The sequence below is a fragment of the Yoonia sp. SS1-5 genome (genome assembly GCF_038443705.2).
GTDB classification, from domain to species: domain Bacteria; phylum Pseudomonadota; class Alphaproteobacteria; order Rhodobacterales; family Rhodobacteraceae; genus Yoonia; species Yoonia rhodophyticola.
Genome location: NZ_CP151767.2, coordinates 3,224,264 through 3,247,577, shown reverse-complemented (window position 1 = coordinate 3,247,577; position 23,314 = coordinate 3,224,264). Strand labels below are relative to the sequence as shown.

Annotated in this window: 18 protein-coding genes; 9 read left to right on the top strand and 9 right to left on the bottom strand. The window is 60.4% G+C overall.

Annotated elements, in window-relative coordinates; translation table 11 throughout:
- The first annotated feature begins 1 nt into the window (after position 1).
- Positions 2-2,260, top strand: coding sequence for a lanthionine synthetase LanC family protein (locus AABB31_RS17420; protein WP_373635072.1), 2,259 nt, complete (start codon positions 2-4; stop codon positions 2,258-2,260).
- Between the two features lie 21 nt (positions 2,261-2,281).
- On the opposite strand, the gene AABB31_RS17415 is transcribed toward AABB31_RS17420, so the two are convergent.
- From AABB31_RS17415 to AABB31_RS17375, 9 genes are all read right to left on the bottom strand, one after another.
- On the bottom strand, positions 2,282-5,401 hold the full coding sequence (locus AABB31_RS17415; RefSeq protein ID WP_342076938.1) for an efflux RND transporter permease subunit: 3,120 nt from the start codon (positions 5,399-5,401) through the stop codon (positions 2,282-2,284).
- Entirely contained in the window at positions 5,398-6,540 is a 1,143-nt protein-coding gene (locus AABB31_RS17410; protein WP_342076939.1) for an efflux RND transporter periplasmic adaptor subunit, read from the bottom strand. Before AABB31_RS17410 ends, AABB31_RS17415 begins: the two co-directional genes overlap by 4 nt.
- Positions 6,541-6,676: 136 nt before the next feature.
- A complete protein-coding gene (gene nagB, locus AABB31_RS17405; RefSeq protein ID WP_342076940.1) occupies positions 6,677-7,459 on the bottom strand; it encodes a glucosamine-6-phosphate deaminase in 783 nt (260 codons plus the stop codon).
- Between the two features lie 3 nt (positions 7,460-7,462).
- Positions 7,463-8,578, bottom strand: coding sequence for a sn-glycerol-3-phosphate ABC transporter ATP-binding protein UgpC (locus AABB31_RS17400; RefSeq protein ID WP_342076941.1), 1,116 nt, complete (start codon positions 8,576-8,578; stop codon positions 7,463-7,465).
- A gap of 66 nt (positions 8,579-8,644) precedes the next feature.
- Positions 8,645-9,859: a sugar ABC transporter substrate-binding protein gene (locus AABB31_RS17395; protein WP_342076942.1), complete on the bottom strand. Its 1,215-nt coding sequence runs from the start codon at positions 9,857-9,859 to the stop codon at positions 8,645-8,647.
- Positions 9,860-9,885: 26 nt separating this feature from the next.
- On the bottom strand, positions 9,886-10,728 hold the full coding sequence (locus AABB31_RS17390) for a carbohydrate ABC transporter permease (protein WP_342076943.1): 843 nt from the start codon (positions 10,726-10,728) through the stop codon (positions 9,886-9,888).
- On the bottom strand, positions 10,725-11,609 hold the full coding sequence (locus tag AABB31_RS17385) for a sugar ABC transporter permease (protein WP_342076944.1): 885 nt from the start codon (positions 11,607-11,609) through the stop codon (positions 10,725-10,727). Before AABB31_RS17385 ends, AABB31_RS17390 begins: the two co-directional genes overlap by 4 nt.
- Complete coding sequence (locus tag AABB31_RS17380; RefSeq protein WP_342076945.1) at positions 11,606-12,769, bottom strand: Gfo/Idh/MocA family oxidoreductase; 1,164 nt, start codon at positions 12,767-12,769, stop codon at positions 11,606-11,608. The genes AABB31_RS17385 and AABB31_RS17380 overlap by 4 nt, the downstream gene beginning before the upstream one ends.
- Positions 12,766-13,494, bottom strand: a complete 729-nt coding sequence (locus AABB31_RS17375) for a copper homeostasis protein CutC (protein WP_342076946.1) — start codon at positions 13,492-13,494, stop codon at positions 12,766-12,768. The genes AABB31_RS17380 and AABB31_RS17375 overlap by 4 nt, the downstream gene beginning before the upstream one ends.
- Before the next feature lie 158 nt (positions 13,495-13,652).
- Here AABB31_RS17375 and AABB31_RS17370 point away from each other — a divergent pair, with 158 nt between their 5' ends.
- The 8 genes from AABB31_RS17370 (at position 13,653) to AABB31_RS17335 (ending at position 23,194) form a co-directional block, all read left to right on the top strand.
- Positions 13,653-14,528, top strand: a complete 876-nt coding sequence (locus AABB31_RS17370; protein ID WP_342076947.1) for a transcriptional regulator — start codon at positions 13,653-13,655, stop codon at positions 14,526-14,528.
- Positions 14,515-15,579 (top strand): phosphosugar isomerase, encoded by a 1,065-nt coding sequence (locus AABB31_RS17365; protein ID WP_342076948.1) that lies wholly within the window; start codon positions 14,515-14,517, stop codon positions 15,577-15,579. Before AABB31_RS17370 ends, AABB31_RS17365 begins: the two co-directional genes overlap by 14 nt.
- Positions 15,576-16,472 carry an ROK family protein gene (locus AABB31_RS17360; protein WP_373635070.1) on the top strand — a complete coding sequence of 299 codons (897 nt, stop codon included), beginning with the start codon at positions 15,576-15,578 and terminating at the stop codon, positions 16,470-16,472. Before AABB31_RS17365 ends, AABB31_RS17360 begins: the two co-directional genes overlap by 4 nt.
- Complete coding sequence (locus tag AABB31_RS17355) at positions 16,469-17,731, top strand: class II D-tagatose-bisphosphate aldolase non-catalytic subunit (RefSeq protein ID WP_342076950.1); 1,263 nt, start codon at positions 16,469-16,471, stop codon at positions 17,729-17,731. Before AABB31_RS17360 ends, AABB31_RS17355 begins: the two co-directional genes overlap by 4 nt.
- Positions 17,725-18,816 (top strand): N-acetylglucosamine-6-phosphate deacetylase, encoded by a 1,092-nt coding sequence (locus AABB31_RS17350; RefSeq protein ID WP_342076951.1) that lies wholly within the window; start codon positions 17,725-17,727, stop codon positions 18,814-18,816. The genes AABB31_RS17355 and AABB31_RS17350 overlap by 7 nt, the downstream gene beginning before the upstream one ends.
- Entirely contained in the window at positions 18,813-20,690 is a 1,878-nt protein-coding gene (locus AABB31_RS17345; protein WP_373635069.1) for a beta-N-acetylhexosaminidase, read from the top strand. Before AABB31_RS17350 ends, AABB31_RS17345 begins: the two co-directional genes overlap by 4 nt.
- Entirely contained in the window at positions 20,687-22,057 is a 1,371-nt protein-coding gene (locus AABB31_RS17340) for a M81 family metallopeptidase (RefSeq protein WP_373635068.1), read from the top strand. Before AABB31_RS17345 ends, AABB31_RS17340 begins: the two co-directional genes overlap by 4 nt.
- Positions 22,058-22,159: 102 nt before the next feature.
- Positions 22,160-23,194: a LacI family DNA-binding transcriptional regulator gene (locus AABB31_RS17335; RefSeq protein WP_342076954.1), complete on the top strand. Its 1,035-nt coding sequence runs from the start codon at positions 22,160-22,162 to the stop codon at positions 23,192-23,194.
- Positions 23,195-23,314 lie beyond the last annotated feature (120 nt).

Below are 23,314 nucleotides of genomic sequence, written 5' to 3'. Positions count from 1 at the left end.
TATGCCCGATAACTTTACGGCAACGCTTAGGGGCCTGACGCAGGCCTTCACACGGCAAAAAGGGATCGCCTTTCGCTGGTTCGGGCAGACCGCCTACCGGGTGCCGAAACATGTCGCTGACATGCTGTCGCCCGAGGCACGTGACATCGTGCTGCGCTCATCCCTTGAAAAGCATCTCTACGAGAATTTCTACCTGCCCGGCATCGCAACCCCGATACGCCGGGCGCCTTTTGTGATTGATGCGGGTCTTGATCCGCAGGCATTCCGACAGGCTATTTTCGGGGCCAACCAACTTGGTCGCCACGTGCGGACCCGGTGGACGTTGGGCCCCCGTGTCGAGGGCGGTCAGGTTATTACCCGTGACGGTTTGCAGGTGCTGCTGGATGACGAAACATATTCTGCCCGCAACGCCGTAACTGCCCCCGATCAGCAGATGCTGTCGCTTGATAGTCCTACGGCACATGCAAAACTATCCCCCGGCCATATCATGTTTCGCACCTCTGCCGCGCTGGATAGCAGCGACATCATTCGGTTTTATTGGCATATCCTGCCCCGCGGCGCCGCCGCACTGACCCGTGCGGTCACCGGCGTACTTGGTCCGCTGAACGTGCCCTTCAATTTCAAGGTCATCGACCGGCCTGCCAATTTCGACCGGTGCGATGCCGCCGTTTTATATGTCGGTCGGGACCAGATGCCGATTGTCGGCCCGGCCCTGCCGCAGATCCACAAAGCCGTTCATGACAGCTTGCGCGACGGATGGCCCGCCCTGACACTTGGCCTTGCCAAGGGGCTTGCCGTCGCCGAAGACCCCGGCGGCGGGCAGAGCTTTGGGATGGCCCGTTGTGGGCTATTGGCCAGCGCGCTACTTGAAGGCAGTGATCCCATGGATGCCATTGCGACAGGTTTTACACAGGCGGGGCTTAACCTTGCCCGGCCCTACCTCAAAAGCGGATCAGACGGCGATTGGATTGATACAATCCCGGACATTGCGTCACCGAAGCTGCCCCGCGCCAGAACGACCACGGCTGATCCGGCGGGGCTTGCCACCCGAATTGCCGACGACATCGCGGGCCGGGCCATCTGGCATCAAGGGCGATGTACCTGGATGGGTGCCGCCAATGAGATCGCCCGCAGCATGACAGACCGGCGGATCAGGGCGCTGGACGCCAGCGTCTATGATGGCACGGCAGGCCTTGCGATTGTATTTGCAGAGCTTGCAGCCGCATCCGGTGAGCCGTCGGCCAGAAAAACGGCACTCGGCGCGCTGCGCCATGCCGCCGACATCAGCGCCAATGATGATGCGCCCCCCCCGCTGAGCGGTTATGCCGGGCCGGTTGGCGTCGCCTGGGCCGCCGCGTGCATTGCGGCCCGGCTGCAAAGCGATGAGGCGGACAGCATCGCCCGTGAGATGCTGAAACTGCTTGCCGACCGCCCGTATGATGACGGCGCCTGCGACGTGCTTGTCGGGGTGGCAGGTGCCGCCCAGGCGCTGATGACCATGGCTGATCTTGGTTACCGGCCCGCGGTCACGCCCTTGCTGCAACATTGCGGCGAAAGGCTGCGCAGCATGGCCCATCCGGGGCCGCAGGGGACATTTTGGAAGGACGCAACAGCCCCAAAGGGGCAACCGGGCCTGACGGGATATTCACACGGGGCCGCGGGGATCGCCGCGGTGCTGACGCGTTTGGATACTTATGCTTTTGATCCGTCCCATGCCGCCTTGGCCGCCGGGGCGATGAAATACGAAAGCCTGCATTACGACCCTGACCGGAAGAACTGGCAGGACCTGCGAGACTGGAAACCGGGCGCGGCGCCGCAGTTTTCGCAATATTGGTGCCATGGTGCGCCGGGCATTGCATTGGGCCGCGCGGCGATGCGTGCCATTGCCGACACACCGGATTTGCGCGCGGAGGCCGAAACAGCGCTTGGGACAACCGCTGCATTCGTCAAGGCAACCGCTGGCAAACCGGACGAGGCGCATTGCCTGTGCCACGGGCTGCCGGGCAACGCACTGACGCTGGCGCGGGCCTGTGCCTGTACACAAACTGTCCCTGCATCGTGCAAAACCGCGATGGATGATGCGGCTGATGCGATGTGCGCAGCCTATGGCGGTCGCCAGACATCATTCAGCCGGTCCGTCCGTGATGCAGGCACCCCCGGCCTCATGCTGGGCGAGGCCGGGATTGCGTATTACTTTCTCGCAATCACAGAACGGGTCCAGACGCAGGTCCTTGATCTGCAATTCACACCAGATAGCTAGGGTCAGGACCCTAGGTCCGCCCTATTCGGCAGGTACGGCAGCAGCCGGCGTGCCGACGGCCCGATTTGCGCGCCTTTCGCCAAGCATCAGCATGGCAGGCGTGACCAACAGGGTCAGAACGGTCGCAAAGACCAGGCCACCCGCAATCGCGCTCGACAGCTCTGTCCACCATTGGGTGGATGGGGCGCCATAGACGATCTCGCGGGTGAAAAAGTTGATGTTCAACCCAATCACCATGGGCATCAGACCCAGCGCCGTTGTCAGCGATGTCAGCACGACCGGGCGCAGACGCTGGGCGCCGGTGCGCAACGCGGCCTCAAGCGGGGACTGCCCCGCGGCCTTGAGGCCGTTATAGGTATCAATCAAGACGATGTTGTTGTTTACAACGATGCCCGCCAGCGCGATCACACCGATGCCGCCCATGACAACGCCAAAGGGCCGCCCTGTAATCATCAGGCCCAGCAAGACACCGGCAATCGAAAAGACAATTGCGGACATAACGACAAAGGCCTGCCAAAAGCTGTTGAATTGCGTCAACAGGATCAGGAACATTAGACCAATGGCCGACGCAAAAGCCCCCATCAGAAAGACCATGGCTTCCTCCTGGTCCTCTGCCTCGCCACCGAAGCTGACTTTGACGGATGCGGGCAGTTCCAGCGTTTCTATCGCTTCCTGCAGGGCAATGGTCTGATCATTGGGCAGTACATCCGGGGCAACATCCGCCGAAATTTCGATGACCCGCGCCTGATCAATCCGGGTGATGACACCGCTGCGCGGCGCAGGCTGGAAAGAGACAAAATTCGAGATCGGCACCAGCCCGGCATTGGTTGGGACACGCAGCGCCTCCAACTCTGCCAATGTCCGGTCAACTGCAGGAAAGCGCACCACGATGTCCACTTCACCATCAGCATCTTCGGGCCGGTAATCCGCGACAGTGATGCCCCGCGTCAGCAGTTGCACCGCCTGCCCCAGCAAGGCCACATCAGCGCCGCTGCGGGCAGCTTCGGACCGGTCCACGCTGATCTGCCATTCAACCCCCGGCGACGGCTGGGTTTCGATCACGTCGATGAACCCGCCGAGCCGGTCCATTTCGTCGATGATCATGTCGACCGCAATCGCCTGATCGGCGCTATTGTTCGACAGCAGCTTGAGGTTGATCGGCTTGCCGCCACCGGGGCCGCCGGAATCCGTCTGCACCTGCACGTCAATGCCGGGAATTTCCGCCATGTCGGCGCGAATATCCTCGGCAATCTGGGCGACCGGGCGCCGGGTGTCCCATTCGGCCAATTCAAGTTGAAGCGACCCGATTGTATCACTGGTCTGCGATCCACCGGAACGCGCATAGACACTGGCAATTTCATTATATGACGCCAGCTTGGCCTCGACCTGTCGGACCAGGGCGTCTTGCTCGTAGACAGAAAAGTTATCCTTTGCCAGAACTTCGACCTGGGCATATTCCGGCTCCACCTCGGGAAAGAAGGTCAACCCGTTGCCCAGACTGCTGTAGGCCACAAAAGAAGCAAGCAGCGCCATGACAGCAAAGCTTAGCGTGATCCATGGCCGCAGGATGGACCATTGCAGCAGGCGCACATAGGCCCCCATGAAACCGGTCATCTGCCGTGGATCGCCCCGCTCTGCGGCGTAAAGCTGGATCTTGGCCTGCGCCGACTGACTTTGCCTTTTGCCAATCAGCCCGCCCATGACCGGGATAAAGACAAGCGCCATGAACAGCGATGCCGCAAGGGTCATGATCACCGTAATCGGCAGGAATTTCATGAACTCGCCGACAACGCCTTCCCAGAACAAAAGCGGGAAAAAGACACATAACGTCGTTGCGGTGGACGCGATGATTGGCCATGCCATGCGCTTGGCTGCCATCGCATACGCGTCCTTGGGCGGATGTCCCTCGTGCAGAAAACGGTCGGCCAGTTCGACGGTGACAATCGCCCCGTCAACCAGCATCCCGACCACAAGGATCAGCGAGAACAGCACAACGATGTTCATGGTAAACCCCATGAAATAAAGGCCCGCTACCCCGGTCAGAAAGGCCCCCGGAATAGCCAGCCCCACCAAAAGCGACGACCGCAAGCCCAGCGCATAGACCACAACAATCATCACCAGAATGATGGCCGCGATCACGTTCGCCTCAAGATCGGCCAGCATGGATTGCACCTGTTCGCTTTCGTCAAGCGTGTAGCTGATCTGCAAACTGTCCGGCCAGTCAGCGCGTGCGGCTTCGATGACCTCGCGCACTTCGGCCACTGTTTCGATGATATTGGCGCCCACACGTTTCTTGACCTCCAGAGCCAGCGCCGGCTGTCCGTCGATCCGGGCAAATCCGGTCGGGTCCTCGAATGTCCGGCGGATAGAGGCCACATCAGCAAAGGTGACAACCGTCTGGCCACGTACCAGCACGGGCAATTCCATCACATCCTCAAGGTTCTCGATCAGACCGGGAACTTTCAGAACCAGCCGTCCAGCCTCACTTTCGATGGCCCCGGCTGCGATCAACTGGTTGTTGCGGGTGATGGATCCGATGATCTCGTCAAAGGTGATGTTGTATGTCTCGAACACTGTGGGGTCGATCAGGACCTCCATCAGCTCGGTCCGTTTTCCGCCGACATCAACCTCAAGCACGCCGCCGACCGCCTCGATGTCGTCCTGCAGCGCGTCGGCAAGTGAATTCAGCGTGCGTTCCGGCACAGGCCCGGACAGAATGACATTCAGGATAGGAAACAACGCGGTGTTGATCTCGGTCACGGTCAGCCGCGCATCCTGCGGCAGGTCATTCTCTGCCCGGTCCGCGGCCTCGCGCACCTTGTCGAGGGCCGCGTCCGCGTCAAAACCCGGCTCGAACTCTAACTGGACGGATGCATGCCCTTCGCTGGCATGAGCTGTCATCGTTTTCAGCCCGGTCAGCGAGGCGAATTCCGTCTCCATCGGGCCGACCAGCACATCCTCGGAATCCTCGGGCGAAATCCCGTCAAGACTGGTCGAGACATAGATGATCGGGATCGGGATTTCCGGATTGCTTTCCTTGGGGATCGCGGAATAGGCAAGTGCGCCAACTGCCAGCAGAAACACAAGGATCAGTTGGGCGACTTTGCTGCGGTTGAATGCTGCATCAATCAGGGTGTTCATTGGCCGACCACCGCAGCTTGCTGATCTGCACTGACCCGCGGATCAACGATATCACCTGCGCTGACAAAGCCCTGGCCCACGGTGATAATCTGCGCCTCTTCTTCCAACCCGCTGACCCAGACACCATCGGTCTGCGCCCGCACGATCATGACCGGCCGGAAAGCGACCTGATTGTCGTCCAGGACGGTTTTGATGCCCAGTTCCCCATTCGGCCCAAGTGACAGAATAGCGGGCGAGATAAAATGCCCGCGGGCCTGCCCTGTGGGGATGGCGATGCTGGCGCTGAGACCGGCGGGCATTTCGCTGCCCGGGTTATCGACGATGATTTCAACCCGGAAGGTGCGCGTCTGGCTGTCGGCATTGCTGCCGATAAAGCCCACCTGCCCCATATGCGTCTCACCCGTGATAAAGGCCACCTGCGCAGGCTGCCCCTTTTTCAGGCGGGACAAGGCCTGTTGGGGGACCTGCACAACAACGGTCAGCGGGTCATTGTCCAACACTTCCGCCACCACATCCCCGTCATTGGCGAATTCGCCAACATCCAGCGTCATCTCGTTCAGGCGGCCGGCAAAGGGCGCGCGGATGATGGTGTTGTCCAACTGTTCCTGCGCTGCTGTGACAGCCGCCTCAGCCGATGCCCGGGCGGCGCGTGCCTGCGTCACCTGATTTTCGGTGCCGATCCCGCGTTCCTGCAAGGTGACTGCCCGGTTCAGATCATCATTGGCCTGGGTCCATTGCGCCTTGGCCTGCGCCAATTGCGCCGAAATCGTCTGATCATCAATGCGCCCGATCTCCTGGCCCGCCTCGACAAGATCGCCGCGACTGACAGAAACCGAGATGACCTGACCCGAGGCCTTGGCCTCGATGCTTGTGGCCCTGTCGGGCAGCGATTGGCCCTCGGCAGTCAGGACAAGGTCGATATCCTGTGCCATTGAGGACATGACGGCAACCGCAACGGGGTTGATGGTCTGGGCCTCGGCGGTCTCTTCCTCGGGGGCGGATGGCAGGATATAGCCACTGCCCATCCAGGCCACCAAAGCCAGAGCAAGAAAAACAGCAATCCACTTGGAGCGTCCCGCCCCCTTGTCATTGTCAAATGTCAGCTGACCGGTCAGGTCGGGTGCAATATCTTTTGCCATAGCGCATTCCTTTGGCACAAAACGGCGCAGCAAAACGCGCCTGAGGGTAATGTGAATGCTCGATACATAGGGGTCTGTTGCCGAGCTTACCAGAGGTGGCGGCAATTGTTTAGGCGATGCGTCAGTATCCGCCGGGTCACCGGGCGGATTGATCCCGCAATTGCTGCAGGGCTTCGGCATGGCGATAATGGGCGGTCATGGTCAGGCCTGCCGCGGCAGCGGGATCAATGAATATCGTGACATGCCGATGCAGTTGCACCGCCGATGCGGGGCAATAGGCACGCAGCGGGCCTTCGATCATGGCCTGTACGGCCTCTGCCTTGTCCGAACCCAGGGCAAGCATGACAATCTTGCGGGCGTCCAGAATGGTCCCGATCCCCATGGTGATCGCCGATTGCGGCATCGGCATCCCCGGACCGAAAAACCGACGGTTCGCGTCAAGCGTTGTCTGGCTCAGCGCCTTTTCCCGGGTGCGCGAGGTCAGCGCGCTGGCCGGTTCGTTAAAACCGATATGGCCATTGCGACCCAAACCCAGCAATTGCAGGTCAATCGGGCCATGCGCGGCAATCAGCGCCTCGAAATCAGCAGCCGCCTGCGCAGGATCACCTTGACCCGCGGGCAGATGACAGCGTGCCACAGGTAGATCGACGTGATCGACAAAGCGATCCCGCATATACATGGCGTAGCTATGGGGATGATCCGCCGGCAAGCCGACATATTCGTCCAGGTTAAAGCTGCGGACCTGCGCAAATGACAGGCCTGCCTGATGCGCAGCGATCAGGCCTGCATATACCGCCTCCATCGTGCCGCCGGTTGCCAGACCCAGAACACTGTCTGGCTTTGCACGGACCTGCCGGGTGATCGTCGCAACCGTCCGCTCCGTGGCTTCGGCCGCAGACTGGCAGATCACGACCCGCATCGGCTAGGCCAGTGCGGCCAGCGCCGCCACATCCACATCGCGATCAAAGGCGGTACCGTCGGCCCTGAACAAATGCGCATCCGTCGCCGCGAAATACGCCGTAAGCGCCGTTCCGGGGCGAATATTCGCAGACCCGCCTGCGATCATTGACAAAGATCCGGCACCTTCCGTTGTGCCGTAAACGACGGTCTGATTGCCTAACCGCTCGACCACCTCTGGCATCAGGGGCAAGGACACCTGCCCCGGTTCAGTCGTCAAATCATCCGGCCTGATCCCCAGTGTCAGGGCGTCACCCGGGCTGACACCGTCACCCGGGACAGGCACAATGACAGACGCGCCACCCGGCAGCGAGACCGTCACACCGGCATCCGTCACCCCGGTACAGGATGCGGGCATGAAATTCATATTTGGATTGCCGATGAAGCCCGCCACAAACTGGTTTCGGGGCTTGTGAAACAACTCTAGCGGAGAGCCGACCTGCGCGATCACACCATCGCGTAGCACGATGATCTTGTCGGCCATGGTCATCGCCTCAATCTGATCATGGGTGACATAGATCATGGTATTGCCAAGCTGGCCGTGCAGACGCGACAGCTCGACCCGCATGTCTGCGCGCAGTGCTGCATCCAGGTTCGAAAGCGGTTCGTCAAAGAGGAATATCTTGGGTTCACGCACAATCGCGCGCCCGATCGCCACACGCTGCCGCTGACCACCCGACAATTCACCCGGGCGGTGCTGCAATCGGGGCGTCAGTTGCAAGACATCGGCGGCCTGCTTGACGAGGCGATCCACCTCGGCCTGCGCGGTGCGCGCAACCCGCAGCGGAAATGCGATATTCTCATAAACGCTCATATGCGGATAAAGGGCGTAGGACTGAAACACCATGGATATCCCGCGCTTGACCGGGGCCAGATGGTTCACCACTTGCCCGTCAATTTCGATGGTGCCGCTGGTGATTTCCTCAAGCCCGGCAATCATCCGCAGCATTGTGGATTTGCCACAGCCTGACGGGCCGACAAACACGGCAAACTCACCCTCTTCAATCTCGAGGTCGGTGGGTTTGATGACCTGTGCCGCGCCAAAGCTCTTCGTGACGCCGGAAAGTCGCAGATGTCCCATGAATGCTCCGTCCAATAAGGGTGGGGCGGCATGTTGGCGCCGCCCCGCTGAAGGGCCATGAGTGGCCTATTCCATCAGGTCCGCGAGTTCGTCAGCAACATCCGCCGCTGCATCCTCGGGGGACACCTCGCCAAGGATCACGCCTTGAATGGCTTCATTCATCACATCCTGAAGCGCGTTATAGTCGATGACCTGCGGCTCTGGGCCACCGGCCTTGATGGAGTCGAGGTAGTATTTCCAGTTCGCATCCTTATCGACCAAAGCACGGCTGATGTCGGTTTCCCGGATCGGGGTCCAACCGGCAATATCGTCAAAGCGCGCCTGACGGTCGGTTTCGGTCAGGAACTTGGCCAAGGACATCGCGGCCTCTTCGACACCGGACCCTTTGAAGACGGCCAGGCTATCGGTGATCAGCAATGTCGCGTGATCGCCACTTGGGCCCTTGGGGATCCATGTGATGCCATAATCCACGTCACCTGTCCGGGACCGGTAACCAAAGCTTTGCACGATCATCGCGATCTGACCTTCGGAGAACAGCGGCTCCAGCTTGCCGCGATCATAGGCGACGGGGCCTTCCTGCGAATAGGCGGCAAGGTCCTTGTAGAACTGGAAGGTTTCGACCACTTCGGGACTGTTGAACACAACCTCGCCGTCGCTGTTCACCACCTCGCCACCGTTGGAATAGATGAAGTTCAGGAAGGCGTGCATCGTGTTGTCAAACGAGGCCGCGGGCATCCCAAAGGCTGCGGCATCGGTATTTTCGGTGATGGCCTTGCCAGCTTCGAGCATTTCGTCCCATGTCTGCGGGCCGTTTGGCATATCCAGACCAGCCTCTTCAAACAGGGCCTTGTTGTAAAAGATACCCTTGGTCGAGAAGGCGCGCGGCAGGCCCCAGATACCGCCATTGAACTGCACAGTGGCCAGCACGGATGGCTCGTAGCTGTCCTGTTCTTCCTGGCTCATGTCGATGGGCAGGATCAGGTCCGCATCCGACAATTGGGGCAAGGTCCGGCTTCCCAGATAGGCAAGCCCGACGGGATCACCTGCCGAGGCAAGCGTGATTGCCTTTTCCTGACACTGGCCCCATGGCACGTATTCCTGCACGACCTTGTAGTCGGGGTTCTGGGCCTCCCATTCGGCAATGTCGGAATTCTGCATTTCCGGCACAACACCATCATTGGCCCCGCAGTTGATAAAGCTGATTTCGGTTTGTTGGGCTTGCGCCGCCTGCCCCACAAAGATTGCCGCTGTTCCGGCAAATAGAACTGATTTGAACGTCATATTGCGTTACTCCCTTTGGTTGACCGTTATTCTTTCACCGCGCCGGCGGTCAGCCCAGCAACGATGTATTTTTGTAAAAAGACATAGACGAAAAGAACGGGAAGGATGCCGACCAGACTGGCCGCCATCAGCTCGTTATAGACAACCCGTTCGCGGCCAAAGAACTGATACAGCCCCATCGGCAGCGGGTTATAGGCGTCGATGGAATTGAACGTCAGCGCGAACAGGAATTGCTGGGCGTAGGCCCCGATAAAGACGGTGATCGCAACCACGATGATGCCGGGCAGCGACACAGGCAGGATGACCCGCCACAAGGTATATAGCCGCGATGCCCCATCGACATATGCGGCCTCTTCCAGCTCTTTGGGGATCCGCAGGAAATAGCTGCGCATCAGAAAGATCCCCGTTGGGACCGAAAATGCAGCCCCCGGGATGATCATCGCCCAATAAGTATTCAAAAGCCCGATGGCCAACATCAGCTTGTAAAGCGGAATGATCAGTACCGCCGCCCCAACCATGTTGACCGCAAGAAAGGCCGTCAGGATCCCCGTCCGGAACCGGTATTCAAACCGCGACAGCGAATAGGCGGCGGGAATGATGCAAGCCAGGGCCAGGGCCGTCACCGCGCAGGAGATGAAAAAGGAATTGAAGATATAGCGCGGCAGCATCGGCACGCTGGTCCACATATTCACATATGACGCAAAGGACATGTCTGCGGTGAAAAACCGGTGCGGCGCCCGAAAGACCGCCTCAAGCGGGCGCATGGACACAAGGAAGGCCTCGACAAATGGCGCGAGAATAAAGATCAAAAAGGCGGTAATCGCCAGATACATCCCGATCTTTTCCCACCATTTGTACTTGTGGATCATCCCTTGGCCCCCGTCCTGCGCGAGGCCTTGGCCAGCAGGATCAGATACCCCACCGAGAATGCCGTAAGGCAGATCAGGATCATCACCGCCCGCGCGGACCCTTCGCCAAAGCGGAAGCGGCTGATCGCGGTTTTGTATGTATCAATGATCATCGTCGTCGTGGCGCCCCGGGGGCCGCCTTCGGTCAGAATCCAGATGATATCGAAAGAGTTGAAGGTCCAGATTGCCGACAGCAACGCCATGGTAAAGATCGACGGCGCGATCAGGGGTAGCGTGATCCGGCGAAACCGATAAAACCGGCCCGCACCGTCGGTCCACGCCGCCTCATAAAGCTCGTTCGGGACCGATTGCATGGCCGCCAACAGATATAGCGACACAAGTGGCGTGCCGACCCAGACATCGGTGACAATCGTCGCGATGAAGGATGAATTCTTGTAGGCCAGAAACTCGAACGGCCCCGAGAGCAGGCCGATCTTTTGGGCCACCCCGGAAATCATCCCGAACTGGCCGTTATACATCCACGACCACATGAACACCCCAATGGCAATCGGCACGATCCAGGGTGGCATGATCAGAACCCGGAACAAGCCGCGCCCGGGCAGGGCCGCGTTCAACAGCACCGCCCCCGTCACCCCGAGGATGATCTTGATCAGCACCCCAAAGAACATCCAGATGAATGTCCGGGTGATCACCTCCCAAAAGTCATCTTCGAAGATTTCCACGTAGTTTTCGAAGCCCACATATTTTTCGCCCGGGCGGAGCGAGGCATTGGTGAAAGACAGCCGAAACGTCTCGAACAGGGGCCAGGCGACGATGATGACCGTCAGGAAAAAGGCGGGCAGCAGCAACATATAGGGAAATGCATCAAACCTGCGGGTCATGCGGCGACCTCACCTGCCAAGGCGGCGTCAAAGGCGGCCCATGTATCGGCAAGGTCAACGACCATACCCGCGGCCATCGCCTGATCCATGGCCATCGCGGTTACCCCGGCCTCGAGCGCGTCAATGCAGCTTAGCGGCAAGCTGTTCAAATCGCCCGCGATATAAGACATCAGATCACGCGCCATTGCCCCGTCAGCCCCGTAATGGCCATCATTGCTGGCCTGTCCGGCAATCACGTTATCAATATCAATCGGTTGCGCGCCGTCATCCGACCGGGTGACCTTGAAATTGTTGCGGATGAAATCGCCCTCGGCCATGCCGTCCCGCCCGATCACGGCAAAGCGGCGGAATTCGTCCGGGACGTTCAGATTGGTATGAAAGGCAAGGTTTGCGCCGCAGGCGTATTGCACGATTGCGGTCTGATAGTCGATCAGATCACCCGCACCGGAAAAAGCGTCATTCGTGCCATTCCAACGCGGGGCCATCCGGTCAAGATATGCAGGTTCGCGTTCCGGCCTGTGCGCGGGCAGATATTTCTTACGCCCGCCAAAGCTGGCCACACGCGCGGGCCGTGACCCCACGACCCCTTGATAGAGATCAATATCGTGGCAGCATTTTTCCAGCATGAAACCACCCGACATGGCACTGTCGCGCCGCCAGTCACGCATGAAAAAGCTGCCGTGATAGGGTGCTATATGTTCGGATGCCTCGATCGACATGATCTCGCCCAGCAGCCCCTTGGCTTGGGCGGCACGCAAGGCCCGATACAGCGGCGAATACCGCAAAACCAGCCCAACCATCATCCGCCGGACCCCATCATGGGCCGCAATCAGCCGAGCCAGCGCCAGTGTCTCATCGACCGACACGACCAACGGTTTTTCGGCAAAGATATGCGGCACGTCGGACTGCAAAGCCAGGCGCAGATGATCCAGATGCAGGTGATTGGGCGAGCCGACCAATAACAGATCGAAAGAATGCGCCGCCAACATTGCAGCCGGGTCGTCGTACCAATCAGGTTTCGCCCCCAAAGCCGTCAAAACCGGCAATCGTGCATCGGCCGGATCGCAGACGGCCGTAAATTCAAGGGCAGGATTGGCCTTGGCGAATTCGGGCGCCAGGCTGGCGATCCGTGCGCCCAGACCGATGATCCCCACCCTCATGCGCAAATCGCCTCTTGTGTCATGGCCGCCCGCATGGCGCGGACCTGTGCCGCCGAGGTGACCCGCCGCATCTCGATGCCGATATGGCCACAATCGGTGTCAGCCGGATCAGGTGTGCTGAATGAGCCATGCAGCGCGTCGACACCCGTCGCCAGCAATGCAGGTGCCGCCGCCGGGGTGACCCCGCCGCCAGCCATGATCTCGATCCGGCCATCCGCATGGGTGACCATCTTTTGCAGCATCGCGATCCCATCGGGGGCGACGCTGGCCTGCCCGGATGTCAGGATGCGGGTCATGCCAAGCCCGACGGCCTGATCAATCATCCGCATTGGATCAGGCGCGAGGTCAATCAGCCGGTGCAGCGTGACATCCAGCGGTGCGGCTGCGGCCACAAGCCTTCGCATCGCATCGTCATCCAGCGCGCCATCCACTCGACCAACGCCAATCACAACACCCGCCAGACCGGCAGCATGCGTGGCCGCAATGTCGGCCAACATCGCATCCATATCGCCGTCGCGCAGGCAGAAATCCCCCGGACGCGGGCGGATCATGGCATGGCATGGGACACCTGATTGCCGGGCCGCTTTCATCAAACCGGCCCCGGGGGTCAAGCCGCCAAGCGGCAATGCGCTGCACAGCTCTATCCGGCCGGCACCACTGGATATTGCGGCGGCCAGCCCATCGGGGCTGTCAACACACACCTCTAGTATCGGACCGGCGATCATGGGAATCTTCTTCCTTAGATTTTCTAAAAATTGAGCGCAGCTGATCAAAAATAGCAACAGTTTTTTTATTCTACCTAAAAAATACCGCCACTTTTTTAGTTTGACAAAACTCTACAACCTGTATTTTTTTGGCTCAACGCATCAAGAAGGCGACCCTCATGTCTGCTAAATCCCCACCACAGGACATCGTGACCGCCATTGCGGATGCGCGCGCAACACTTAGCCCCAAAATGGCCGGGATCGCCGATTACGCCATGGCCTCACCCGAGCAGTTCATCCGCAACACAAGCCGCGAGATTTGCGCGGCCCTCAACACATCTGAACCAACGCTGATCAAGTTCTGCCAGACATTCGGGTATGCGGGCCTGTCGGATTTCAGGATCGACTTTGCCCTGGCCCTGGCCCGGCAAGGCAGCGCAAAAGGTTTTGTCGAACCGCTTGCCAATGATCGCCGGCAGGTCAACCTTGCCGCCAAACAACAGATTGCCCAGCGCGCCGCCCAGTTTGTTCGCAATGATCAAAGCTTGCTGATTGACAATGGATCAACCGCCGAGACATTTGCGCTTGCGCTGGATGAGGTTCCGGCATTGACGATCATGACCAATGGCATTTGGGTTGCCCAGAACGCATTGAGCCATGGACAACACACTGTCATGCTGACGGGTGGTCAGATCCGGCCAAATGCAATGTCGATGGCAGGCCGCATGGTGGAAACGAGTATTGGTCAGATGCATTTTGATACTTTCGTGATGGGTACGGCATCTGTTGATCCCTCTCACGGGCTATCCACTTTCCTTGAGGACGAGGCGCACATCACCCGTTTCATGATGAAAGCGGCGCGCCGGGTGATTGTACTGGCCGACAGCACGAAGTTCCGCAAATCCGCGTTGCACCGGATTTGCGATATGGATCAGGTTGATATCATCGTGACCGATCTGGCGCCCGGTGACCCGGATTTTGCGACAATTGCGGGTCAGGGGATCACCATGGTCTCGACCCAGGCACCGGACGAGGTGTCACGTGAAATTGCATAAGACAGCCACTTGGGCCGAAATTCACGCACAACCTGACATCTGGGCGGATTGGGCAACCACGCTGGCGGACCAAGCGCGCGATATGCGCGCATGGATCGCGGATCGGGGCATCGACACGGTATGGCTGACAGGGGCCGGAACCTCGGATTTTATCGGCGGGATCGTCAGTGATGGGCCATCGACCCTGCGACTGGAAAACAGGGCCAGCACTGATATTGTGGCCTGTCCGCAGGATGTTTTGCGCGCAGGTGGGGAAATCCTTGTGGTGCAGTTCGGACGCTCGGGCAACAGTTCGGAATCGATTGGGGTGATTGATCTGCTTGATGCGCACCGCCCCGATATTGATCGGCTGCATATCACCTGCAACGCGCAAAGCGCATTGGCCACCCGACCGGCACCCGGACCGGGCGAGCTGCGCATCCTGAACCTGCCGGCTGCGACCCATGATGCGGCCTTTGCGATGACATCCAGCTTTACCACCATGCTGTTATCCGCGCTGGTGTGCCTGTCCGGGTTTGATCCCGAGAAAATCCATGTACTTGCAGCGCAAGCACGGCAATTGATCACGGCGCTATCCAGTACCGTCGAACAGCCCCCCGAAAGGGCCGTTTTTCTGGGCTCTGGCGCGTTGAAATCCGTCGCGCGGGAAAGCGCGTTGAAGGTTCTGGAACTGACCGCCGGGCAGACAACCACCCAATGGGACAGCCCCATGGGGTACAGGCATGGCCCCAAGGCAGCGGTCAACGACAGGTCACATGTTTACGTCCTGATCCATCCCGACCCGCACACCGCGCGCTATGACAACGATGTGGCGGCCGAGATCCGGCAACAATTTCCCAAAGTCCCCGTGACAACAATCGGCCCCGGCGCCGATGTGCCGCTGACGGGCGTTGGCGATGCACGCGCTGATGCGGTCTTGTATGTGCTGCTTGCGCAAATTCGGGCGGCACAATGGTCGGCCCATCTGGGCCTGAACGTTGATGATCCTTTCCTTGGGCAAAACCTCAGCCGGGTGGTGTCGGGTGTCACGCTTTATGATTGGCAGCCATGATTTGCGGCGGCATTGATCTGGGCGGCACAAAGATCGAGGCCCGCATATTCGAGGGTCCGGCCGCAAACACCGCGCAAGTGCAACGCATTCCAACCCCAACAACCAGCTTTGACGCAATGCTGGACGGGCTGAGCGAACAAATTGACTGGCTTGTTGCATCCTCAGCCAGCCCCGAAATGCCCATCGGCATCGCCGTCCCCGGCATCGTCGATCCGGAGACGGGGATCGTGTTCGCTGCAAATATTCCGACCGACCCCAAAAGGTCGATTGCCGCTGATCTGGCCCAGCGCCACAACAGACCTTTTGCGCTGGTCAATGATTGCATGGCCTTCACGCTGTCCGAGGCCGATGGCGGTGCGGCTGGCGCATACCAGACCGTTATGGGGCTCATCCTGGGTACCGGCGTCGGGGGTGGGTTCGCCATCAACCGGGCATTGGCCCCGCGGCATGGCGCAATTGCCGTCGAAATCGGACATGTCGGTATCCCGGCAGCGGCCATCGCACGCCATGACCTGCCGCTTTGGCCCTGCGGCTGCGGCCGCCTGGGATGTATGGAAACCTGCGTCTCGGGCACCGGGCTTTCGAATATTGCAGCGCATAAGTTGGGTCAGCGGCTGGATGCCATGGATCTGGTCGCCGGTGGCCACCATGACATCATCGACATCTGGGCCGATATCGCGGGAGAATGCCTTTTGACCATACAATTGACCCTGGCACCTGATTGCATCGTGCTGGGCGGGGGGGTGTCCAACCTGCCCGGTATCACGGCGCGGTTATCCGCAGCCATGAAATCCCACGCGTTGGGCGACATGCCCTTGCCTGACATTGTGCTGGCCCGGCATGGCGATAGTTCGGGCGCGCGTGGTGCGGCGCTGGTGGCGGCCCGGCAATGACGATGCTTGATGATATTATCCGCGCCAATCGCGCAGGGCACGGGCCCGCCCTACCGTCGGTTTGTTCGGCCCATCCGGATGTTCTGACCGCCGCGCTGCTACTGGCCGAAACGCTTGATCGCCCGCTGCTGGTCGAGGCCACCTCAAATCAGGTCAATCACAGCGGCGGCTATACAGGCCAGACCCCCGCCGATTTCATCGCCAGCTTGCGCACACAGTCCGACGGGCTGGGGGTGGCGCCTGAGAGGCTCATTTTCGGCGGTGATCATCTTGGGCCACAAGCGTGGAAGGATCAGCCCGCCGATCGGGCCATGGCCGAGGCCAAGCTGATGATCCGGGCCTATGTGCAGGCTGGTTTCACCAAGATCCATCTGGACTGCTCGGAAGGATGCAGCGGCGAGGCGGCGGCGCTGCCAGACGGGCCAGCAGCGGCACGCGCGGCTGAACTTGCCCAGGTTGCCGAAGACGCGGCCCCCGATCCGGGCGCCTTGCGTTACGTGATCGGCACAGAGGTCCCGCCCCCGGGGGGCGCGCGCCATGATGATGAGGGGATCGCCCCCACACCACCCGACCGGGCCGCCGCCACGATGCGCGCCCATGCGGACGCATTTGACGCTTTGGGTCTGCAGGATGCCTTTGCGCGCGTGCGCGGCCTTGTGGTACAACCGGGTCTGGAATTTGCGCCAGCGCATATTGACCATTTCCCGATGGACGGCGCTGATGACCTGTCCACAATGCTTGGCCCCTACCCCGATCTGTGTTTCGAGGCCCATTCTACCGACTATCAGAAACCCGAGGTTTTTCCAGAACTGGGCAGGCGCAACTTCGCGATCCTCAAGGTGGGTCCCGCGCTGACATTCGCCTGGCGCGAGGCCGTATATGCGCTGTCGCATGCAGATATATGGCGGGTCGGCGGGCCGCATTTGTCGCTGCTCATGGAAGATATCATGACCAAGACCCCAGGATACTGGGAGGGCCACTATCACGGGACACCCGCAGACCAGCGGATCATGCGGCATTTTGGGTATGCAGACCGCATCCGCTATTACTGGACAAATGAGGCGGTGATGCAGGCGGTTGCAGATATCAAATCGCGGATTGATGCAGCCCCGGCCCCCGCGCCGCTGCTGGCCCAATACCTGCCAGCCGCCACGCTTGCGCGGGCAAGGACGCTTGATCTGCCCCCGGCGACGGCCATTCTGGTCGCACATGTTCAGCAGGCATTGCTGCCCTATTTCGGCGACCCGACCGCATGTTGATCGGGGTTGCGAAACTCTGGCAGCAGGGCTTGCTGCATGACCAGATGGGCATCGTTGCGCAGAATGGCACGATCATGGAGATCCGCCCGCTGGATCACGATACACCCGACCATATCGTCCCGCTGGCCCTGCCGTACCTGACGGACCTGCAGGTCAATGGGGGCGGCGGCGTGATGATCAACAGCGATCCGACCCCCGATGGGTTCCGGACGGTCGCTGCCGCACACCGGCGTCAGGGGACAGGGACGATCCTGCCCACCGTGATCACCGACAGCCCCGATGTGATCGCCCGCGCTGCAGATGCGGCGATCCGGACCAAGGGCGAACCGGGCCTTGCCGGGCTGCATATCGAAGGGCCCCATATCGCGCCGGACCGACGCGGCACCCATGATGCGGCCCATATTAGGCCACTTGATCTGGCAACCGTCACATTGGTCGAGGACCTGCGCGCCAAAGACCTGCCCGTCATGATCACGCTGGCCCCTGAACTGGCCGCACCCGATTTATTCGCGCGTCTGGTCGCATGCGGCGCGGTTGTCGCTGGCGGGCATTCTGCCGCAACCAGTGACGAGACTAAGGCCGCGCTCGGCCGTGGCCTGTCATGCTTTACGCATCTTTATAACGCGATGCCGCCGATGACGTCGCGCATGCCCGGCATTTTGGGGGCTGCACTTAATTCCGATGCCTATGCGGGGATCATCGTCGACGGCATTCATGTGGATTGGGACATGGTGCGCGTTGCGTTACGGGCACGTCCCCGCGCCGGGCTGACCTTTGCCGTTTCGGACGCAATGGCTACGGTCGGCGGCCCCGATCATTTTACCCTTTACGGCCAGCGCATCGCTGTCCGGGATGGCGCCCTTGTCAATGCCGAAGGATCACTGGCCGGGGCGCATATTAATCTTGTGCAAAGCCTGCGCAATCTGGTCACGCATGTGGGCCTGACGCTTGATATGGCAATCCCGATGGTCAGTGACATCCCGCGCAAGGTGATGGGGCTGCCAGCCAATGATATCGCCATTGGCACCGCTGTCGATGACATGCTGTGCCTGCGTGATGATTTTAGCATGATGGATATCACATGACCTTGCATCTGACCCAAGGCTGGACGGCGGCGCCTGCTGACACATGTGGCAGCCTGCACCTTACCCTACATAATCTTGGCGAGACCGACATCCGACCAGCCAGTTTCTGCTACACCTCGCTGGCCCGCATTGACGAAACAACCGACGTCACCGGCGGCACATTGGTCAATAGCTATGGCAGCTTTGTCGAAATCGTCCCGAACGCCGATATTCCGGCCGGCGGTACGTGGCAGGTCCGTTTGAGAGGCTTGATCTACGGTGCCGCGAACCGGACCCAGGGCGTGATCACAGCCTGGATCACCACGACGGATGGGCGAACCATGGAGGCGACGATAGGCGATCTGGAGCCACTGGATGGCGCCCCGCGTGGACCCGGCAAAGACTGGCCGCCCGGCCAAATTACCGAACCGCTGGGCCTGCTGCCATGGCCTGCCGAGGTGGCGATTACAGACTGGGGCGCGGCCCCGATCCTGTGCCCTGCCCCCGGTTCCGATCCAGCACCATTTCAGGCGGTGGCCGCGCTGCAAAAGCGCCTTTTTCCAGCTGATCCTGCTGCAATCTCGCTATCCCATGGGCAGCCGGTTCATACGTCTCAAACCCAAGACCTGCCACCGCATGGTTACCGCTTGCAATTCGGGGCCGAGATCACCTTGCACCATGCCGACCCGCTAGGCCTGCAATATGGGCTGACCGCCCTTGCGCAGATGGCGCATGCGGCCCGGATTGATGACAGATTCCAGTTCCCGCGCACAGGCGAGATTTCTGATGCGCCCCGGTTTGAATGGCGGGGGCTGATGCTGGATGTATCGCGCAATTTCCATGATGTGCGCGTCATCAGGCGCGTACTGGACGTGATGGCGTGGCTCCGGATGAACCGGTTCCATTGGCATCTGGTTGATGACGAAGGGTACCGCATCCCGTCGGCAGCCTATCCCGCACTCAACACAATCGGTGCAAGCCGGGGCATGGGCCAGCCGATGCCGCCGCAATATGGCGACGGGCCGAGCGGACAATCGGGCCATTATACGCCAACCGACATCGCACAGGTTTTGGATCACGCCAGCGCGTTGGGGATCGCGATCATGCCCGAGGTCGAAATGCCCGGCCATGCGGCATCCCTGATCGCGGCGGTGCCGGGACTGCGCGACCCTGATGAGCCCAATGGTTGCTACCGATCAGTGCAGGGATACACCAACAACGCGCTCAACCCCGGCATCCCGAAAACCTACGATGTGGTCGAAACATTGCTGGACGAGGCCGCCGCCCTGTTTCCGTTCGACATCATCCATGTCGGCGCAGATGAGGTTGATTTGGCCGCCTGGGGCAAATCCCCGTTGGCGCAGCGCTTTGCCGCAGCAAACGGGCTGGCGACAACGCACGAATTGCAAGCGCATTTCCTGCGCCATGTGCAGGACCATCTTCGCCAACGCGGACGCAAGATCGCCGCCTGGGATGAAGCCGCCGAAGGCGGCGGGATCGCACCGGACAACGCCCTGCTTTTCGCGTGGCGCACCAAGGAAAAAACGGCAGAGCTGATGGCAAAGGGCTACGACGTCGTCGCCACACCGGGCCAGGCCTATTACCTTGATATGGTCGAGGCTGACGGCTGGGATGCGCGCGGGATTTCCTGGGCGGGCGTCTCGCCGCCGCAAAACTGCTATGATTACGCCGTCGCCGATGGGTTGCCCGACGGGCCGGGCCAACTTGTCGGGGTGCAGGCTGCAATCTGGGGCGAATACCTCGACACAACCGACGCCATCAACGCCATCGCCTTTCCGCGGCTGGCCGCAGTGGCCGAGGCTGGCTGGACCCCCGAGGCACAAAAATCCTGGCCACGTTTTGCCGCCCTGTCGCGTCTGGTGCCACGCTTATGAAACGGGTCGCCGTCGGCGGCCTGCACACGGAATGCTCTAGCTATGCGCCGTTGCAGCAGGTCGCGGGGGACTTTACCAGAACGACCGGACAGGCGCTGCGCGATATGGTGCCTTTTGACTTTGCCGCCGCCGGGATCACGCTGTTGCCGCTCTTCCATGACCGGTCCGTGCCGGGTGGCCCGGTGTCAGCCACCACATTCGCGGACCAGTTTGACCAATTCATGGCCGCGCTGCATGCCGCCATGCCGCTGGACGGGGTTCTGTTGCTGATGCATGGGGCCATGTTTGTGCCGGGCGTGGATGATCCCGAAGGCGTGTTTATCCGCAAGGTGCGGGACATCGTCGGCCCTGACGCCATCATCAGCGCCAGTTTTGATCTGCATGGGCAGGTGACAGATCAGATCTGCGCGGCTCTGGACGGTTTTGCCGCCTATCGGACGGCGCCCCATGTCGATGTGGCCGACACCCATGCGCGCGCCGCCCGCATTCTGGCGGATGCGCTCAATGGCGGTCCCCGGCCTGTCGTCCATTGGGTGCCGATACCCATTCTGGTACCCGGTGAAATGTCGTCCACCTTTGTAGAACCTTGCCGGTCTCTTTATGCGACATTGCCCGCCTATGATCGCAAAGACGGGATCTGCGACAGCAACCTGATGATCGGCTATGTCTGGGCGGACAGTCCGCGCGCGACCGCAGCCGCGGTGGTGACCGCAACGGATCCCGACGCAGGACGCCGTTGCGCCAAACAGATCGCACAGGCCTATCAGGGCGTCCGCGACAGGCTGGTGTTCGATATGCAGGCAGCAGCCCTGCCTGCAGCACTTGACGCGGTGGCCGGACGCCCAGCCATATTGGCAGATAGCGGCGACAATCCGACCGCTGGCGGCATGGGCGACCGCGCCGATGTGCTATATGCCGTGCAGCGCGGCGCGCCATGTCAGGCGCTTTTTGCCGGTATCGCAGACCCTGCAGGGTTTGCCGCCCTGTCCGATGGTGCCGTTGAAGTAACAACAGGCGGCACCCTTGGCGGTGGCGGCCCTCGCGTCACCCTTGCGGTCGAAAACTGCCGGATCGTCGGTGATTGCGCCATTGTTCAGACAGCGGCAGCGACCGTCGTCCTGACAGCGCGACGACGACCCTTTCACAATCTCAGCGACTTTTCGGTGCTGGGCCTAGCACTGGATGATTTTGACCTGCTGGTCGTCAAATCCGGTTACCTGTCGCCCGACCTGCGGACCCTGCCGCGTTTTCAGATCATGGCCCTGACCGAGGGGGCAGTCTGCCAGAATCTGGCCAAGCTCGAGAATAACCACCGGCCACGCGACACATGGCCATTCTGCACATTTGGTCCCAAGGCCGGGGGCTGAGCCACCAAACGACCCGCATATTGCGGCTTGCCAAGCAGATCAAAACCCCTCAGAACACTCTCTCAAAATGATAGAATTCTATCAAAACGAGTGGAGATCCGTTTGGCAAAGAGACCGACAATCGCTGACCTCGCGCGCGAGGCGGACGTCAGCGTTGCTACCGTTGACCGTGTGTTGAACGGGCGCGCCAAGGTGCGACAGGACACAGCCAAGCGCGTCTACGACGCCGCCCGTGCCATCGGGTACCATGGCGTCTCGCTGTTGGAGCAGCGTATTTTCGAGGAACTGCCGGAACTTCGGGTTGGGTTCGTCTTTCAAAAAGAGAAGCAAGCCTTTTACAAGGCGTTTCACAAAGCCGCCGAAGATGCCGCCGCACGGGCAACCGGTATCCGGGCCAAGGCCATCATTCGCTACACATCCGGGCAGACACCCGGCGATTTCGTCGAACAAATGGAGCTATTGGCGCCCGATGTCCATGCGCTGGCCTCAACAGCTGTCACGCATGTGGATCTGGGCGATGCGGTGCATCGTTTTCAGGCCGCTGGCAAGCCCTGCTTTGCGCTGCTCAATGACTTCGCGCAGGGCATCAGACGCAGCTATATAGGGCTAAATAACATTCAGGTTGGCCGGATCGCTGCGCATATGGCATCAACTGCAGCGCGCCGGTCGGGGAAGGTCGCGATCTTTGTCGGGGGTTACAGGTGGCATGGGCATGAGCTGCGCGAAACCGGATTTCGCAGCTATTTTCGCGAATATGCACCGCAGTTTGAAATCCTGAATACATTGGTCAATCTGGAAACTCGCCAGCTAACCTACGAGGCCACGCTGGACCTGCTGAACCGGCATCCGGACCTTGTGGCAATCTATTGTGCAGGCGGCGGAATGGAAGGTGCGATCGCGGCGCTACGCGAGGTCCGAAAACCGCGAGAGGTGTCGCTGATTGTCAATGAACTGACCCCGGAAAGCCGCCGCGCCCTTGCGGACCGCTATGTAGAACTGGTGATCGGGACACCCCTGGATCAGGTCTGTGACGATCTTTTTGCACTCGCGCGGAAGGTGATTGAGGACAGCGATGACATGCCACCGGCGCAGCATTTTCTATCGCCAAATCTGTTTTTGCCTGAATCTATCGCGTGATAGAAAGCCCTCATTGCCACGCAATAAAACTATCAAAAATGATCTGAAGCGTCCGCGCGCCGAAAGGAAAGGTTGACGGGTTGCCCCCGAAATTTGCACCGTCTTGAAACGACGTGGGGA

Excerpts from the sequence above, each read along its gene's own strand:
- AABB31_RS17420 (WP_373635072.1), top strand. The coding sequence starts at position 2 with ATGCCCGATAACTTTACGGCAACGCTTAGGGGCCTGACGCAGGCCTTC.
- AABB31_RS17415 (WP_342076938.1), bottom strand. The coding sequence starts at position 5,401 with ATGAACACCCTGATTGATGCAGCATTCAACCGCAGCAAAGTCGCCCAA.
- AABB31_RS17410 (WP_342076939.1), bottom strand. The coding sequence starts at position 6,540 with ATGGCAAAAGATATTGCACCCGACCTGACCGGTCAGCTGACATTTGAC.
- nagB (WP_342076940.1), bottom strand. The coding sequence starts at position 7,459 with ATGCGGGTCGTGATCTGCCAGTCTGCGGCCGAAGCCACGGAGCGGACG.
- AABB31_RS17400 (WP_342076941.1), bottom strand. The coding sequence starts at position 8,578 with ATGGGACATCTGCGACTTTCCGGCGTCACGAAGAGCTTTGGCGCGGCA.
- AABB31_RS17395 (WP_342076942.1), bottom strand. The coding sequence starts at position 9,859 with ATGACGTTCAAATCAGTTCTATTTGCCGGAACAGCGGCAATCTTTGTG.
- AABB31_RS17390 (WP_342076943.1), bottom strand. The coding sequence starts at position 10,728 with ATGATCCACAAGTACAAATGGTGGGAAAAGATCGGGATGTATCTGGCG.
- AABB31_RS17385 (WP_342076944.1), bottom strand. The coding sequence starts at position 11,609 with ATGACCCGCAGGTTTGATGCATTTCCCTATATGTTGCTGCTGCCCGCC.
- AABB31_RS17380 (WP_342076945.1), bottom strand. The coding sequence starts at position 12,769 with ATGAGGGTGGGGATCATCGGTCTGGGCGCACGGATCGCCAGCCTGGCG.
- AABB31_RS17375 (WP_342076946.1), bottom strand. The coding sequence starts at position 13,494 with ATGATCGCCGGTCCGATACTAGAGGTGTGTGTTGACAGCCCCGATGGG.
- AABB31_RS17370 (WP_342076947.1), top strand. The coding sequence starts at position 13,653 with ATGTCTGCTAAATCCCCACCACAGGACATCGTGACCGCCATTGCGGAT.
- AABB31_RS17360 (WP_373635070.1), top strand. The coding sequence starts at position 15,576 with ATGATTTGCGGCGGCATTGATCTGGGCGGCACAAAGATCGAGGCCCGC.
- AABB31_RS17355 (WP_342076950.1), top strand. The coding sequence starts at position 16,469 with ATGACGATGCTTGATGATATTATCCGCGCCAATCGCGCAGGGCACGGG.
- AABB31_RS17350 (WP_342076951.1), top strand. The coding sequence starts at position 17,725 with ATGTTGATCGGGGTTGCGAAACTCTGGCAGCAGGGCTTGCTGCATGAC.
- AABB31_RS17345 (WP_373635069.1), top strand. The coding sequence starts at position 18,813 with ATGACCTTGCATCTGACCCAAGGCTGGACGGCGGCGCCTGCTGACACA.
- AABB31_RS17340 (WP_373635068.1), top strand. The coding sequence starts at position 20,687 with ATGAAACGGGTCGCCGTCGGCGGCCTGCACACGGAATGCTCTAGCTAT.